Origin of the sequence: Streptomyces botrytidirepellens (genome assembly GCF_003721215.1) — a bacterium.
GTDB lineage: Bacteria > Actinomycetota > Actinomycetes > Streptomycetales > Streptomycetaceae > Streptomyces > Streptomyces himastatinicus.
On sequence record NZ_RIBZ01000145.1, the window covers coordinates 28,853 to 44,852 of the forward strand.

The following is a 16,000-nucleotide window of genomic DNA, read 5'->3' on the forward strand; positions in this document are numbered from 1 at the left end:
TCAGCCGTTGCCGAACCTCTTGTCGATGAAGTCGAAGAGTTCGTCATCGCTGACCTCTTCGAACGCGTCCGCCTCGGCGTCCGCCCCGTCGTCGTCCGCGGTGCGACGCACGTCGTGCCACTTCGCCAGCAGCGTCTGTAGGCGCACCGTGATGTTCGCGTGCGCGGCCTCGTCCGCCGCGACCACCGCCAGGTCCTCCGGAGCCAGCGAGGACAGGCTGTTCTCCAACCGCTCCAGCTCCTCCGTGAGGGACATTCCGGTGTCCGCGGGCTCCGGCGCCACCTCGTGGCGCAGCTGCCGCGCGAGCGCCACCGGCGTCGGGTAGTCGTACACCAGCGTCGCCGTCAGCTTCAGCCCGGTGGCCGTGTTCAGCCGGTTCCGCAGTTCCACGGCCGTCAGCGAGTCGAAGCCCAGCTCCTTGAACGCCTGCTCGGCGCCCACCTGCTCCTTCGACGCGTAGCCCAGGACGGCGGCCACCTGGCGGCGCACCAGGTCGAGAACGGTTCGCTCCTGCTGGGCCTCCGACTGCCGCGCCAGCTGCTGCGCCAGGGTCTCCGCCCCGGTCGCGTCCGCCTTTTCGGTTGCGGCCGCGCCGCCGCTGTCGGCGGCCCGCCGCACCGGGGTGCGCACCAGGCCGCGGTAGAGCGGCAGCAGCTCCCCGGCGGAGGCGGCGCCGCGCAGCGCCGCCAGGTCCAGCCGTACGGGCACCAGCACCGCTTCGCCGGTCACCCCGCGGGCTGCGTCGAACAGGGCGAGGCCCTCTTCGGCGGACAGCGGCAGCACACCGCCGCGCGCCGCCCGCTTGAGGTCGGCTTCGCCGATCCTGCCGCCCATGCCGCGCGCCTCGGCCCACATGCCCCACACGAGGGACTGCGCGGCCAGGCCGGTGGCGCGGCGGTGTCCGGCGAGCGCGTCGAGGAACACGTTCGCCGCCGCGTAACCGCCTTGGCCCGCGCCGCCGATCGTGCCGGCCGCGGCCGAGAAGAGCACGAACGCGGACAGGTCCAGATCGCGGGTCAGCTCGTGCAGGTTGACCGCCGCGTCGACCTTCGGCCGCAGCACGCGGTCGACCCGCTCCGGCGTCAGCATGTCGATGACACCGTCGTCGAGGACGCCCGCGGTGTGCACCACGGCCGTCAGCGGACGGTCGGCCGGAATCCCGGCCAGCAGCCCGGCCAGCGCCTCCCGGTCGGCCGCGTCACACGCGACGACCGTGGCCTCGGCACCCAACGCGGCGAGTTCGGCGACCAGTTCGGCCATGCCTTCGGCGGCGGGCCCGCTGCGGCTGGTCAGCAGCAGATGGCGGGCGCCGTGCGCGGTGGCCAAGTGGCGGGCCACCAGCCTGCCCAGACCACCGGTGGCGCCGGTGACGAGGACGGTGCCCTCGGGGTTGAGGGCGTCGCCCACCCGCTCGTCGGCCGGGGCCTCGACCCGGGCCAGGCGCGGTGCGTACGCCGCCCCCGCGCGCAGCGCGATCTCGGGCTCGCCCGAGTCCAGCGCCGCCGCGATCGCCGGGTACGACACCTCGCCGTCCACGTCGAGCAGGACGAACTGCCCCGGGTTCTCCGTCTGCGCGGACCGCAGCAGCCCCCATACGGGCGCGTTCACCAGGTCCGCGACCTCGGTGTCCCCGGCCGCGGCGACGGCGCCGCGGGTGACCAGCACCAGCCGGGCGCTGCCGGGCCTCCCGCCGTTCAGCCACTCCTGGACCAGGCCCAGGGCCCGGTGGGTGGCCGCGTGCGCGTCCGTGACGAGGTCGTTGACGCCTGTTCCGGACTCGGGCAGGAAGGGCACCAGCACCGTGTCCGGCGACGTCCCGTCCATCGCGACTGCCATGTCGAGCGCCGTGAGGTCGTCGTGGGCCGTGGCGGTGTGCCCGGCCGCGTCGAGGGCCACGCTCAGCTTGAGGTCGTCGCCGCCGACCACGGCGAAGCGCGTCGGCGTGCTCTCAGAAGCCGCCGCCACCGGGGCCCAGTCGACCCGGAACAGCGTGTCCCGGCGCCCGGACGTCGCCGCCGCTCCGGCGACCCGGTCCACATCCAGCGGCTCGGCGGCCAGCGCGTCCACCGAGGCGACGAGCGCACCCGTCTCATCGGCCGCCACCAGCGACACCGCGCCGTGCGCCGTGCCATCCGCCGCGCCGTCCGCGTGCGCCGGGGCCAGCCGCACGCGCAGCGCCTCGGCGCCCACCGCGTACAGGCTCAGCCCCCGCCACGAGGCCGCCACCGCGGCACCGTCCACGCCCAGCCCCAGCGGCTGGAGCGCACCGTCCAGCAGCGCCGGGTGCAGCGCGAAGCGGGCGGCGTCCGCCTGCTGCGCCTCGCCGACGCGCACCTCCGCGAACAGCTCCTCGCCGCGCCGCCACACGTGCCGCACGCTCTGGAACGCCGGGCCGTGCAGCAGCCCGGCACGCGCCATGCCCGCGTACAGCGCATCGGTGTCGACCGGCTCCGCGCCGGCGGGCGGCCATACGGCGAACTCGGCAACGGGAGCCGGGGCCTCGGCCGATGCGAGAACGCCACCGGCGTGCCGCGTCCACGGCTGGTCGGACTCCGCACCCTCCGGGCGCGAGTACACCGCCAGCGGGCGACGGCCCTGGCCGTCGGGCTCGCCGACCGACACGCGCAGCTGAACCCCGCCGCGCTCCGGCAGGATCAGCGGCTCCTCGAGGTCCAGCTCCGCCAGCAGCCCACAGCCCACGTGGTCCCCGGCGCGCACCGCCAGCTCCACGAACGCGGAGCCCGGCAGCACGGCCGTATCGGCGACCGTGTGGTCCGCCAGCCACGCGTGCGACGCGAGCGAGAGCCGCCCGGAGAAGAGGTACGCGTCCGCGTCGGGCAGCTCAACCGCCGCGCCCAGCAGCGGGTGACCGGCCGAACCGAGCCCGGCCGAGGCCACCTCGTCCAGGTTGAGCAGCGCGTCCACCCAGTAGCGGCTGCGCTGGAACGCGTACGTCGGCAGCCCGACCTTCCGCGCGCCCGTACCCGCGAAGAACGCCTCCCAGTCCGGGGCCAGGCCACGGACGTGGAGCCGCGCGAGGGCGTTGGTCAGCGCCTCGGCCTCCGGCTTGCCCTTGCGCAGCGCGGAGACGAACGCGATGTCGTCGGCGGTCACGCACTCCTGGGCCATGGCGGTGAGCACACCGTCCGGGCCCAGCTCGACGTACGTGGTGACGCCCCGCGCTTCGAGGGTGCGGACGCCGTCGAGGAAGCGGACCGCTTCGCGGACGTGGCGCACCCAGAAGTCCGGGTTGGTGATCTCCTCGGCGGAGACGACCTCCCCGGTGAGGTTGGAGACGATCGGGATGCTCGGGGTCTCGTACGAAAGCCCCTGCGCCAGCTCGCGGAACGCCTCCAGCATGCCGTCCATGCGAGGCGAGTGGAAGGCGTGGCTGACGGTGAGCCGCTTGGCCTTACGACCCTGCGCCTCGAAGAACGCCGCAATCTGCACGGCGTCATCCTCGTCACCCGCGATGACCACCGACGTGGGCCCGTTGAGGGCGGCGATGCTGACGCGCTCGGTGAGCAGCGGCAACACCTCGTCCTCCGATGCCTGGACGGCGATCATCGCGCCACCGGCGGGCAGCTCCTGCATCAACCGCCCACGCGCCGCCACCAACTTCGCAGCGTCCGCGAGGGACAGCACACCCGCCACATGGGCAGCGGCCAGCTCACCGATGGAGTGACCGGACAGGAAGTCCGCACGCAGACCCCACGCCTCCACCAGCCGGAACAGCGCCACCTCGATGGCGAACAGCGCCGGCTGGGTGAATCCGGTCTGGTCCAGCGCGGCGGCGTCCTCACCGAAGAGAACGTCACGCAGCGGCCGTTCCAGATGCGCGTCCAGGTGGGCGCACACCTCATCGAGGGCGTCCGCGAACACCGGGTACGCCTCGTACAGCTCGCGCCCCATGCCCAGCCGCTGGCTGCCCTGACCCGTGAACAGGAACGCCACCTTGCCACCGGCCACCGAGCCCTCGACCAGGCCCGGCACCTCGGACTCGCCGCGCGCCAGCGCCGCGAGACCGGCCGGCAGCCCGTCCCCGCCGTCCGCGGTGAGCACGGCCCGGTGGTCCATGGCGGTGCGGGTCGTGGCCAGCGAGTACGCGACATCGATGGCTGCGGCGTCGCCGCCGAGGTGGGCCAGCAGCCGTTCGGCCTGACCGCGTACGGCGGCCCGGGACTTGCCCGACAGCACCCACGGCACCGTCGGCAGCTCCGCCACCGGACCGGTGGCGGGGGCCTCGTCCGGGGCCGGGGCCTGCTCCAGCACGGTGTGCGCGTTCGTACCGCTGATGCCGAACGCCGACACCGCGGCCCGGCGCGGACGGCCGGTCTCCGGCCACTCCCGCGCCTCCGTCAGCAGCTCCAGCTCACCGGCGGACCAGTCGACGTGCGGCGTCGGCTCGTCCACGTGCAGGGTCTGCGGCAGTACGCCGTGCTGCAACGCCAGCACCATCTTCATCACGCCCGCCACACCGGCCGCGGCCTGCGTGTGACCGATGTTGGACTTGATGGAGCCGAGCAGCAGCGGCAGGTTGTCCGGCCGGTCCTGGCCGTAGGTGGCCAGCAGCGCCTGCGCCTCGATCGGATCGCCCAGCGTCGTCCCGGTGCCATGGGCCTCGACCGCGTCCACCTCGGACGCCGAGAGACCGGCACCGGCGAGCGCCTGCCGGATGACCCGCTGCTGCGACGGGCCGTTCGGCGCCGTCAGGCCGTTCGACGCGCCGTCCTGGTTGATCGCGCTGCCGCGCACCGTCGCCAGCACGGTGTGGCCGTTGCGGCGGGCGTCCGACAGCCGCTCCACGAGCAGCATGCCCACGCCCTCGCCCCAGCCGGTGCCATCCGCACCGGCCGCAAACGCCTTGATACGGCCGTCCGCCGCGAGACCCCGCTGACGGCTGAAGTCCACGAACGAACCCGGCGTCGACATCACCGTCACACCACCGGCCAGCGCCAACGAGCACTCCCCCGCCCGCAACGCCTGAATCGCCCAGTGCAGCGCGACGAGCGACGACGAGCAGGCCGTGTCGACGGTGACCGCCGGGCCCTCCAGGCCCAGCGCGTACGACACCCGGCCGGACATCACACTGGCCGCGTTGCCCGTGCCCATGAAGCCGTCGCCGCCGTCCTGCGAGTGGAGGACGAGCGACATGTAGTCCTGGCCGTTCGTACCGGCGAACACGCCGACCTGCTGGCCGCGCAGCGTCGTCGGGTCGATGCCCGCCCGCTCGAACGCCTCCCACGACGTCTCCAGCAGCAACCGCTGCTGCGGGTCCATCGCCATCGCCTCGCGCGGCGAGATCCCGAAGAACGCCGCGTCGAAGTCCCCGGCGTCCGCCAGGAATCCGCCTTCTCGGACGTAGGTGGTGTTCTCGGCGCCCGGCTCCGGGTCGTACAGCGACTCGACGTCCCAGCCACGGTCGGCCGGGAAGTCCGTCACCGCGTCCTGCCCGGAGGACAGCAGCCGCCACAGCTCCTCGGGCGAGTCCACCCCGCCCGGGAAGCGGCAGCTCATGCCCACGATGGCGATCGGGTCGTCATCGACCACGACGCCCACGGACGTGGTGGCGGTGTCGACCGCGCTCTCGTCGCCCAGGAACTCCGTGCGGAGGTGGTCGGCGAGCGCCGTCGACGTCGGGTAGTCGTAGACCAGGGTGGGCGGCAGCCGCAGCCCGGTCACGGTGTTCAGCCGGTTGCGCAGCTCGACGGCGGTCAGCGAGTCGAAGCCCAGCTCGCTGAACGCCCGGCTCGCCTCCACCGCTTCGGCGTCGGCGTGGCCGAGGACGTCCGCCACGGCGGAACGCACCAGGTCCAGCAGCACGCGTGCGCGCTCCGCCGCCGGAACGGCCGCGAGCCGCTGCGCGAGCGAGGTCTCGTCCGCGCCGCCACCGGCCGTACGGGCCGTCTGCCCGGCCTCGGCCTCCAGCGCCGTGCGCGCCTCGGGCAGGTCCCGCAGCAGCGGGCTCGGCCGGGACGCGGCGAAGCCGGGGGCCAGCCGCTCCCAGTCGATGTCCGCGACCATGACGGTCGTCTCGTCCAGGTCCAGGGCACGCTGGAGCGCGGCGATGGCCAGGTCCGCCGCCATCGGCGGCACACCGGCGCGGCGCATGCGCTGCTCCAGCGCGTCGTCCGCGGCCATGCCGCCCTCGGCCCACGGGCCCCAGGCGATCGACGTGGCGGGCAGGCCCTCGGCCCGGCGGCGCTCGGCGAGCGCGTCCAGGAAGGCGTTCGCGGCGGCGTAGTTGGCCTGGCCCGCGGCGCCCATGGAACCGGCGAACGAGGAGAAGAGGACGAACGCCGTGAGGTCCAGCTCCCGCGTCACCTCGTGCAGGTTGGCGGCGGCGTCGGCCTTCGCGCGCAGCACGGTGGCGAAGCGCTCGGGCGTCAGCGACTCCAGTACGCCGTCGTCCAGCACACCGGCGGCGTGGATGACGGCCGTCAGCGGCAGCTCGGCCGGGAGCCCGGCCACCAGCGCGGCCAGCGCGTCACGGTCGGCGGCGTCGCAGGCCGCGACCGTGATCCTGGCCCCGGAGGCGGTGAGTTCGTCCCGCAGCTCGGCCGCGCCGGGCGCGTCGAGACCGCGGCGGCTCGTGAGCACCACGTGTGCGGCGCCCCGGGCCACCAGCCAGCGGGCCACCTGCGCGCCCAGCGCGCCCGTACCGCCGGTCACCAGAATGGATCCCGTGCCCGGCTGCCAGGTGCGGCCGCGCGAGGAGACGGAGGCGCGGGTCAGGCGACGGCCGAAGACACCGGAGGCGCGCACCGCCACCTGGTCCTCGCCGTCAATCCCGGCCAGGACGCCCGCCAGCCGGGACAGCGCCCGGTCGTCCGCCGTCTCCGGCAGATCGACGAGCCCGCCCCACTGCTCGGGAAGCTCCAGGGCGGCAACCCGCCCCAGGCCCCACACCCGTGCCTGCCACGCGTCCACCAAGCCGTCGGACCGGCCGGTGGAGACCGCGCCGCGCGTGGCGACCCACAGCGGCGCGTCCACGCCCAGGTCGACCAGCGCCTGGGTCAGGGCGGCCGTACGGAGCAGGCCATCGGCGCCCGCGGCGACGGACGGCAGCGCGAACACACCCGCCACCGGGCCCTCCGCGACCGCCTCGCGCAGCCCCTCGGCCATGCCCGCACGGTCCTCGGCGGCCGGCTCGATCCGCTGCGCCTCGGCACCGCGTGCGGACAGCGTCCGTACGATCCCCTCGGCCCAGACGTCGCCTGTTCCCTTGGTGGGCGCGACGACCAGCCACCGGCCGCTCAGCGTCCCAGCGCCACGGGCGGTCACCGGCTTCCACGTCACCTGGTAGCGCCAGGCGTCGACGGTGGACCGCTCGCTCCGCCGACGCCGCCACGAGGACAGCATCGGCAGGACGGCGCTCAGCGAGGACAGCTCGTCCGCGTCCTCGGACTGGAGCGCCCCGGCGAGCGCGGTCAGATCCTCGCGCTCCACGGCCTCCCAGAACCGGGCGTCCACGGAATCCATGGCCGCCACCGCCTCGCGGACCTCCTCCGGGTTCTCCACCCAGAAGCGCTGCCGCTGGAAGGCGTACGTCGGCAGGTCGACCCGCCCGGCGCCCGTACCGGCGAAGAAGGCCCGCCAGTCGAGGGCGACGCCCCGGGTGTGCAGCGCGGCCAGAGCACCGGTCAGAGACTCCGGCTCGGCACGGCCCTTGCGCAGCGCCGGGACGAAGGCGGCGGTGTCGGTGATGCACTCCTGCGCCATGGCGGTGAGCACACCGTCCGGGCCCAGCTCGACGTAGGTGGTGACGCCCTGCGCTTCGAGCGTGCGAACGCCGTCCAGGAAGCGGACCGCTTCGCGGACGTGGCGCACCCAGAAGTCGGGGCTGGTGATCTCCTCAGCGGAGACGACGTTTCCGGTGAGGTTCGAAACGATCGGGATGCGCGGGGCCTCGTACGACAGCCCCTGCGCGACCTCGCGGAACGCGTCCGACATGCCGTCCATACGCGGCGAGTGGAACGCGTGGCTGACCGTGAGCCGCTTGGTCTTACGACCCTGCGCCTCGAAGCCCGCCGCAATCTCGACAACAGCGCCCTCGTCACCCGCGATCACCACCGACGTGGGCCCATTGAGGGCAGCGATGCTGACGCGCTCCGTGAGCCGCGGCGTCACCTCGTCCTCCGACGCCTGCACCGCGATCATCGCGCCACCGGCCGGAAGCTCCTGCATCAGGCGACCACGCGCCGCGACCAACTTCGCAGCATCCGCGAGGGAGAGCACGCCCGCCACATGGGCGGCGGCCAGCTCGCCGATGGAGTGCCCGGAGAGGAAGTCCGCGCGCACACCCCAGGCTTCGGCCAGCCGGAACAGCGCCACCTCGACCGCGAACAGCGCGGGCTGGGTGTAACCGGTCTGGTCCAGCAGCGAGGCGTCGTCCCCGAACAGCACCGTCTTCAGCGGCGTTTCGAGGTGCGGGTCCAGCGCATCGCATACGGCGTCCAGCGCCTCCGCGAACACCGGGTACGCCTCGTACAGCTCACGGCCCATCCCGAGGCGCTGGCTCCCCTGACCCGTGAACAGGAACGCCACCTTGCCGTCCGCCACCGAGCCCTCGACGAGCCCCGCGGCCGACTCACCCCGCGCCAGCGCCTCCAGGCCCGCGACCAGCGCGGCGCGGTCCTCGCCGACCGCCACCGCACGGTGGTCCAGGGCCGCCCTGCCGGTGGCCAGCGCGTAGCCGACGTCCGTGGCGTCCAGGTCGGCGTGGGTACCGAGGTGGGCCAGGAGCCGTTCGGCCTGGCCGCGCAGGGCGGCCTCGGTCTTGCCGGAGAGCACCCACGGCACCGTCGGCAGTTCCGCCACCGGAGCGGTCGCGGGGGCCTCCTCGGGGGCCGGGGGCTGCTCCAGGATGGTGTGCGCGTTCGTCCCGCTCACGCCGAACGACGACACGGCCGCCCGGCGCGGTCGGCCGAGTTCCGGCCAGGGCCGGGCGTCGGTCAGCAGCTCGAGGTCGCCCGATGCCCAGTCCACGTGCGGGGTGGGCTCGTCCACGTGCAGCGTCTGCGGCAGCACACCGTGGCGCATCGCCATGATCATCTTGATGATGCCCGCGACACCGGCCGCGGCCTGCGTGTGGCCGATGTTCGACTTGAGGGAGCCCAGCCACAGCGGCTGCCCCTCCGGCCGCTCCCGGCCGTAGGTGGCCAGCAGCGCCTGCGCCTCGATCGGGTCACCCAGGGTCGTACCGGTGCCGTGCGCCTCCACCACGTCGACATCGGCGGTGGTGAGCCGTGCGCTGGTGAGCGCTTCGCGGATGACGCGCTGCTGGGACGGGCCGTTGGGCGCCGTCAGACCGTTCGACGCACCGTCCTGGTTGACGGCCGAGCCGCGCACGACCGCCAGCACCTGGTGGCCGTTCTTCCGGGCATCCGACAGCCGCTCCACGAGCAGCATGCCCGCGCCCTCGGCCCAGCCCGTGCCGTCCGCCGACGCGGCGAACGACTTGCAACGGCCGTCGGTGGACAGGCCCTGCTGGCGGCTGAAGTCGACGAACGTGTCCGGGGTGGCCATGACGGTGACACCACCGGCCAGGGCGAGCGAGCATTCGCCGTTGCGCAGCGCCTGTGCGGCCAGGTGCAGCACCACCAGCGACGACGAGCACGCCGTGTCGATGGTGACCGCCGGGCCCTCCAGACCGAAGGTGTACGCGACCCGGCCCGACGCGATGCTGCCCGCGCCACCGGTGCCGAGATAGCCCTCGAGCCCCTCGGGGACGGCGGTCAGCCGCGTCAGATAGTCGTGGTACATGACGCCGGCGAACACACCGGTCCGGCTGCCGCGCACCGCCGTCGGGTCGATGCCCGCGCGCTCGAACGCCTCCCACGACGTCTCCAGCAGCAACCGCTGCTGCGGGTCCATCGCCAGGGCCTCGCGCGGGTTGATGCCGAAGAACTCCGGGTCGAACTCGGCCGCGTCGTGCAGGAAGCCGCCCTCGCGGGTGTAGCTGGTGCCCACCTGGTCGGGGTCGTCGCTGTAGAGCGCGTCGAGGTCCCAGCCACGGTCGGCGGGGAACGGGGAGATGGCGTCGGTGGCACCCGTGACGAGCTGCCACAGCTCCTCGGGGGTGGTGACCCCGCCGGGGTAGCGGCAGCTCATGCCGACGATGACGATCGGGTCGTCGTCGGTGGCGGTGGCCGACACCGGCACCGGCGTGTGCACCTCCGCCGGTTCGTCGCCCACCAGCTCGGTCCGCAGGTAGCGGGCCAGAACCTGGGGGTCCGGGTAGTCGAAGATGAGGGTCGCGGGCAGCCGCAGCCCGGTCACGGCGTTGAGCTGATTACGCAGCTCCACCGCCGTCAACGAGTCGAAGCCCAGATCCTTGAACGCCCGACCGGCACCGATGGTGTCCGCGCCGCCGTAGCCCAGCACGGTCGCCACCTGCGCCCGCACCAGATCCAGCAGCAACCGCTCCTGCTCCGCCACGCTCAGCCCGGCCAGCCGCCCCGCAAGCCCCGCGTCGCCACCGGCCGCGACCGCGTCCACCGCGCGCCGCGCGGGGGCCCGCACCAGGCCGCGCAGCAGCGGCGAGATCGCGGGCTGGTTGCGCAGCGCCGCGAGGTCCAGGCGCATCGGTACGAGCGATGCCGCGTCGACGGTCAGCGCGGCGTCGAAGAGCCGCAGTCCTTCCGCCACCGGCAGCGGGGGCACTCCGGCCCGTCGCATCCGGGTGATCTCGGCCTCGTCCAGGGTGTCGCCCATGCCGCCACCGGCCCACAGGCCCCACGCCAGCGAGGTGGCGGGCAGAAGGCGTGCGGCGCGGTGCTGCGCGAGCGCGTCCAGGAAGACGTTGGCGGCCGCGTAGTTGCCCTGCCCCGGACCGCCGAAGACACCGGCGGCCGAGGAGAAGAGCAGGAACGCGGACAGGTCGAGGCCTTGGGTCAGCTCGTGCAGGTTCCATGCCGCGTCCGCCTTCGGGCGCATGACGTGGTCGATGCGCTCGGGCGTCAGCGAGCCGATCACACCGTCGTCCAGCACACCGGCCGTGTGCACGACGGCGGTCAGTGGGTGCTCGGCGGGGATGGTGGCGAGGGTCGCGGCGAGCGCGTCCCGGTCCGCCACGTCACATGCCGCCCATCGGACCTCGGCGCCCAACTCCTGCAATTCATGCGTGAGTTCGGCCGCACCCGGTGCCTGGTCGCCGCGGCGGCTGACCAGGAGGAGGTGGCGTACGCCGCGCTCCGCCACCAAGTGGCGGGCGAACAGGCCGCCCAGCGAACCGGACGCGCCGGTGACCAGCACCGTCCCGTCCGGGTTCCACGCGGGGGCCGCGTTGGCGGTCGCCGCGGATGCGGTGCGGGCCAGCCGTGGCGTCTTGACGACGCCCTGTCGCACCGCGACCTCGGTCTCGCCGCTCGCGAGGGCGGCGGGCAGCGCGGCCCGCGAGTCCTCGTCGGCGTCGAGGTCGATCAGGAGGAAGCGATCCGGGTTCTCGGACTGCGCGGAGCGCAGCAGACCGCGCGCGGCTGCGGCTGCCAGGTCCGTCACCGGCTCAGCGGGCTCGGTGGCCACGGCGCCCGAGGTCAGCAGGACGAGGCGGGAGTTCGCGAAGCGGTCGTCGGCCAACCACTGCTGCAACAGCCCCAGCACCTGGGTGGTGGCCTGATGCGCCGTGGTGGCGGGCGAGGAGGAATCCCCCACCCCGCCCCTTCCCGAAACTTGGGGCTCCGCCCCAAGGCCCGGGTCCTCAAACGCCGGACGGGCTGTTGATGCCGCACCCGGGCCTTCAAGTGCCGCGCCGTCTGCGTACGGCCCCGGACGCCCTTCGGGCGTGTCCTCAATCGCCGGACGGGCTTGATTTGCCGCACCCGGGTCTTCAAGTGCCGCACCGTCCACGGACGGCCCCGGTGCCGCGCCGTCCGAGTGCAGCCCCGGACCGGCGTTATGTGCCAGGGAGATCACTACGTGGTCCGGCAGCGGCGTGCCCGAATCGACGGCCTCGCCCAGCGCCGCGAGATCCGGGTACGCCGTGGCGCCCAGGCCGAACGCGTCCGGGCCCAGCGCCGCCCAGCGGCCGTCGGCCACGTCCGCGGGGGCTGCCGGTGTCCACTCCACGTGGTACAGCGACTCGTGGTACGCCGTACGCGCGCTCTGGAGCTGCTCGGCCGAAACCGGGCGCAGCACCAGCGACTCCACGGCCGCGACCGGCGCACCGTGCGTATCCGCGATCTCCAGCCGTACGCCGTCGCCGTCCACCGCGGCCATCCGCACGCGCAGGGTCGACGCACCGCTCGCGTACAGCGACATCCCCGTCCACGCGAACGGCAGCCGCCCCTCGGTCTCGGTGCCACCGAGACCGGCGAGGCCCAGCGCGTGGAGGGCGGAGTCCAGCAGCGCCGGGTGCAGGGCAAACGCGGCGGCGTCCTCGGCCGCTCCCTCGTTCAGCGCCACTTCGGCGAACACCTCGCCGTCGCGCCGCCACGCCCTGCGCAGCCCCTGGAACGAGGGCCCGTAAGCGAAGCCGACGTCCCGCAGATCCGCGTAGCGGTCGCCGACCTCCACCTCGGCCGCGTCCGCCGGAGGCCATGCGCTCAGCTCGAACGACGCCTCCGCCATGCCACCGGACGCCAGCACACCGGACGCGTGCCGGGTCCACGGCTCCTCGGCCGACAGGCTCTCGGCGCGGGAGTGCAGTTCCAGCGGGCGGCGGGCCGTGTCATCGGCGGCGCCGACCCACAGCCGCAGCTGGACGCCGCCCTCCTCGGGCAGGACCAGCGGCGCTTCGAGGGTCAGCTCCTCCAGCACGTCGCAGCCGACCTGGTCACCGGCGCGGATCGCCAGCTCCACGAACGCGGTGCCCGGCAGCAGCACCGTGTCCATGATCGTGTGGTCGGCGAGCCACGGGTGCGTCGACAGCGCCAGGCGGCCGGTGAACAACGTCCCGTCCGCACTGGGGAGTTCGGCGCGCGCGCCGAGCAGCGGATGCTCGGCCTCGCCCAGGCCCAGGGCCGCGACATCGCCGAGGAACAGCGACGACACCTTCGGCCAGTAGCGCTGACGCTGGAAGGGGTACGTGGGCAGCTCGGCCGGGTCGACGCGGGTGGTCCGGGTGTGGGCGTAGTAGGCCGCCCAGTCCACCGCCACGCCCCGGACATGCGCCCGCGCGACGGCGATCGACAGCGCCTCGGCCTCGGGACGGTCCTTGCGGAGGGCGGATGCGAACGCCGCATCGTCCCCGGTCACGCACTCCTGCGCCATCGCGGTCAGCACACCGTCCGGGCCCAGCTCGACGTACGTCGTGACGCCCTGCGCCTCCAGGGTGCGGATGCCGTCGAGGAAGCGGACCGCTTCGCGAACGTGGCGCACCCAGAAGTCGGCAGTCGTGATCTCCTCGGCGGACACCACGGCACCGGTCAGGTTGGACACGATCGGGATACGCGGAGCCTCGTACGACAGCCCCTCCGCAACCTCACGGAACGCTTCCAGCATCCCGTCCATACGCGGCGAATGGAATGCATGGCTGACCGTGAGCCGCTTGGTCTTACGACCCTGCGCCTCGAAGGTCGCCGCGATCTGTACGGCGCCGTCCTCGTCACCCGCGATGACCACGGAGGTCGGGCCATTCACAGCGGCGATCGAGACACGCTCGGTCAGCAGCGGCGCCACCTCGTCCTCCGACGCCTGCACCGCGACCATCGCGCCACCGGCCGGAAGCTCCTGCATCAGCCGCCCACGCGCCGCCACCAGCTTCGCCGCATCCGCGAGCGAGAGCACACCCGCCACATGGGCGGCGGCCAACTCACCGATCGAGTGGCCGGAGAGGAAGTCAGGCCGCAGACCCCACGCCTCGACCAGCCGGAACAACGCCACCTCGACCGCGAACAGCGCAGGCTGAGTGAACGCCGTCTGGTCCAGCACCGAGGCGTCGTCCCCGAACACCAACGTCTTCAGCGGCCGTTCAAGGTGCGGATCCAGCGCATCGCATACGGCATCCAGCGCTTCCGCGAACACCGGATAGGCGTTGTACAGCTCACGCCCCATCCCCAGCCGCTGGCTTCCCTGGCCCGTGAACAGGAACGCCACCCGGCCACCGGCCACCGAGCCCTCGATGAGTCCGGCCGTCGTACGGCCCTCGGCGAGCGCTTCCAGGCCGGACAGCAGCCCGGCCCTGTCGTCGGCGACCAGCGCCGCCCGCTCCTCGAAGGACGAGCGGCCGACGGCCAGCGCGTGGCCGAGGTCGGCGGTCCGTACGTCGGGCCGCGCGGTCAGGTAGGTGTGCAGCTGCCCGGCCTGGGCGCGCAGCCCCTCCGGGGTCCGGGCGGACAGCAGGACCGGGAGCGCCGTGTCCTGATCGGTCTCGGCGTCGGTCTCGGCGGGCTCAAGGGTGGGGAGGGCCGGGGCCTCTTCCAGAACCGCGTGGGCGTTGGTGCCACTGAAGCCGAAGGACGATACACCCGCGCGACGCGGGTGCTCGGTCCGCGGCCACTCCCGCGCCTCCGTCAGCAGCTCCAGCTCACCCGCCGACCAGTCGACGTGCGGCGTCGGCTCGTCCACGTGCAGGGTTCGCGGCAGCACCCCGTGGCGCATGGCGAGGACCATCTTCATCACACCGGCGACACCGGCCGCGGCCTGGGTGTGGCCGAGGTTGGACTTGATGGAGCCCAGCAGCAGGGGCCGGTCCGCGTCGCGGTCCTGGCCGTACGTGGCGAGCAGAGCCTGCGCCTCGATCGGGTCGCCCAGCCGGGTGCCCGTCCCGTGCGCCTCGACCGCGTCCACCTCGGCGGCGGACAGACCCGCACCGGCCAGCGCCTGCCGGATGACACGCTGTTGCGAGGGGCCGTTCGGCGCCGTCAGGCCGTTGCTCGCACCGTCCTGGTTGACCGCCGTGCCGCGTACGAGCGCGAGCACCGGGTGGCCGTTGCGGCGGGCGTCCGACAGCCGCTCCACGAGCAGCATGCCGACGCCCTCGCCCCAGCCGGTGCCGTCCGCACCGGCCGCGAACGCCTTGATGCGGCCGTCCTCGGCGAGCCCGCGCTGACGGCTGAAGTCCACGAACACACCGGGGGTGGACATCACGGTCACACCACCGGCCAGCGCGAGCGAGCATTCCCCGCCGCGCAGTGCCTGGATCGCCGAGTGGAGGGCGACCAGCGACGAGGAGCACGCTGTGTCGATGGTGACCGCCGGGCCTTCGAGGCCGAAGGTGTAGGCGAGTCGGCCGGAGATGACGCTCGCCGCGTTGCCCGTGCCCATGTGGCCTTCGAGGCCCTGCGAGTCGCCCAGCAGCAGCGACAGATAGTCCTGGCCGTTGGTGCCGACGAAGACACCGGCGGTGGAGCCGCGCAGCGTGGCCGGGTCGATGCCCGCCCGCTCGAACGCCTCCCACGACGTCTCCAGCAGCAACCGCTGCTGCGGATCCATCGCCAGCGCCTCACGCGGCGAGATCCCGAAGAACCCGGGGTCGAAGTCGGCGGCGTCGTGCAGGAAGCCGCCCCCGCGGGCGTACGAGGTGCCCTCGACGTCCGGGTCCGGGTTGTAGAGCGAGGCCAGGTCCCAGCCGCGGTCGGTGGGCATGCCCGAGATCACGTCCGTACCGGCTTCGAGCAGCTGCCACAGCGCCTCGGGGGTGTGGACACCGCCCGGGAAGCGGCAGCTCATCGCGACGATCGCGATCGGGTCGTCGTCGGCCGCCGCACCCGCGGTCAGCGCGCCGCCGGTGGCGGTGGCGGTGGCCGGTTCGCCGAGCAGCTCGGCGAACAGGTGGTCGGCGAGGGCGATCGGCGTCGGGTAGTCGTAGACGAGCGTGGCGGGGAGCCGCAGATCGGTGGCGGCGTTGAGGCCGTTGCGCAGTTCGACGGCGGTGAGGGAGTCGAAACCGATGTCGCGGAAGGCCCGTTCGGCGCTGATGTCGGACACGTCGGCGTGGCCGAGCACGTCCGCCACATGGGTCCGTACGAGGTCCAGCAGCGCCCGGTGGCGTTCCGCCTCGGGCAGGCCGAGGAGCCGTTGGGCCAGCGCGGACGCCGACTCGACGGCCACCGTTTCG

The 16,000-nt window shown here is 73.7% G+C and carries 1 protein-coding gene (only partly in view); it reads right to left on the minus strand.

Going from position 1 to position 16,000, the window contains the following annotated elements; translation table 11 throughout:
* Nucleotides 1–16,000: the 3' portion of a type I polyketide synthase gene (locus EEJ42_RS10865; RefSeq protein ID WP_425472875.1), read on the minus strand. It continues 9,515 nt past the right edge of the window; the window shows 16,000 of its 25,515 coding nt (coding positions 9,516–25,515); its start codon lies off the right edge, out of view; the stop codon is at nucleotides 1–3.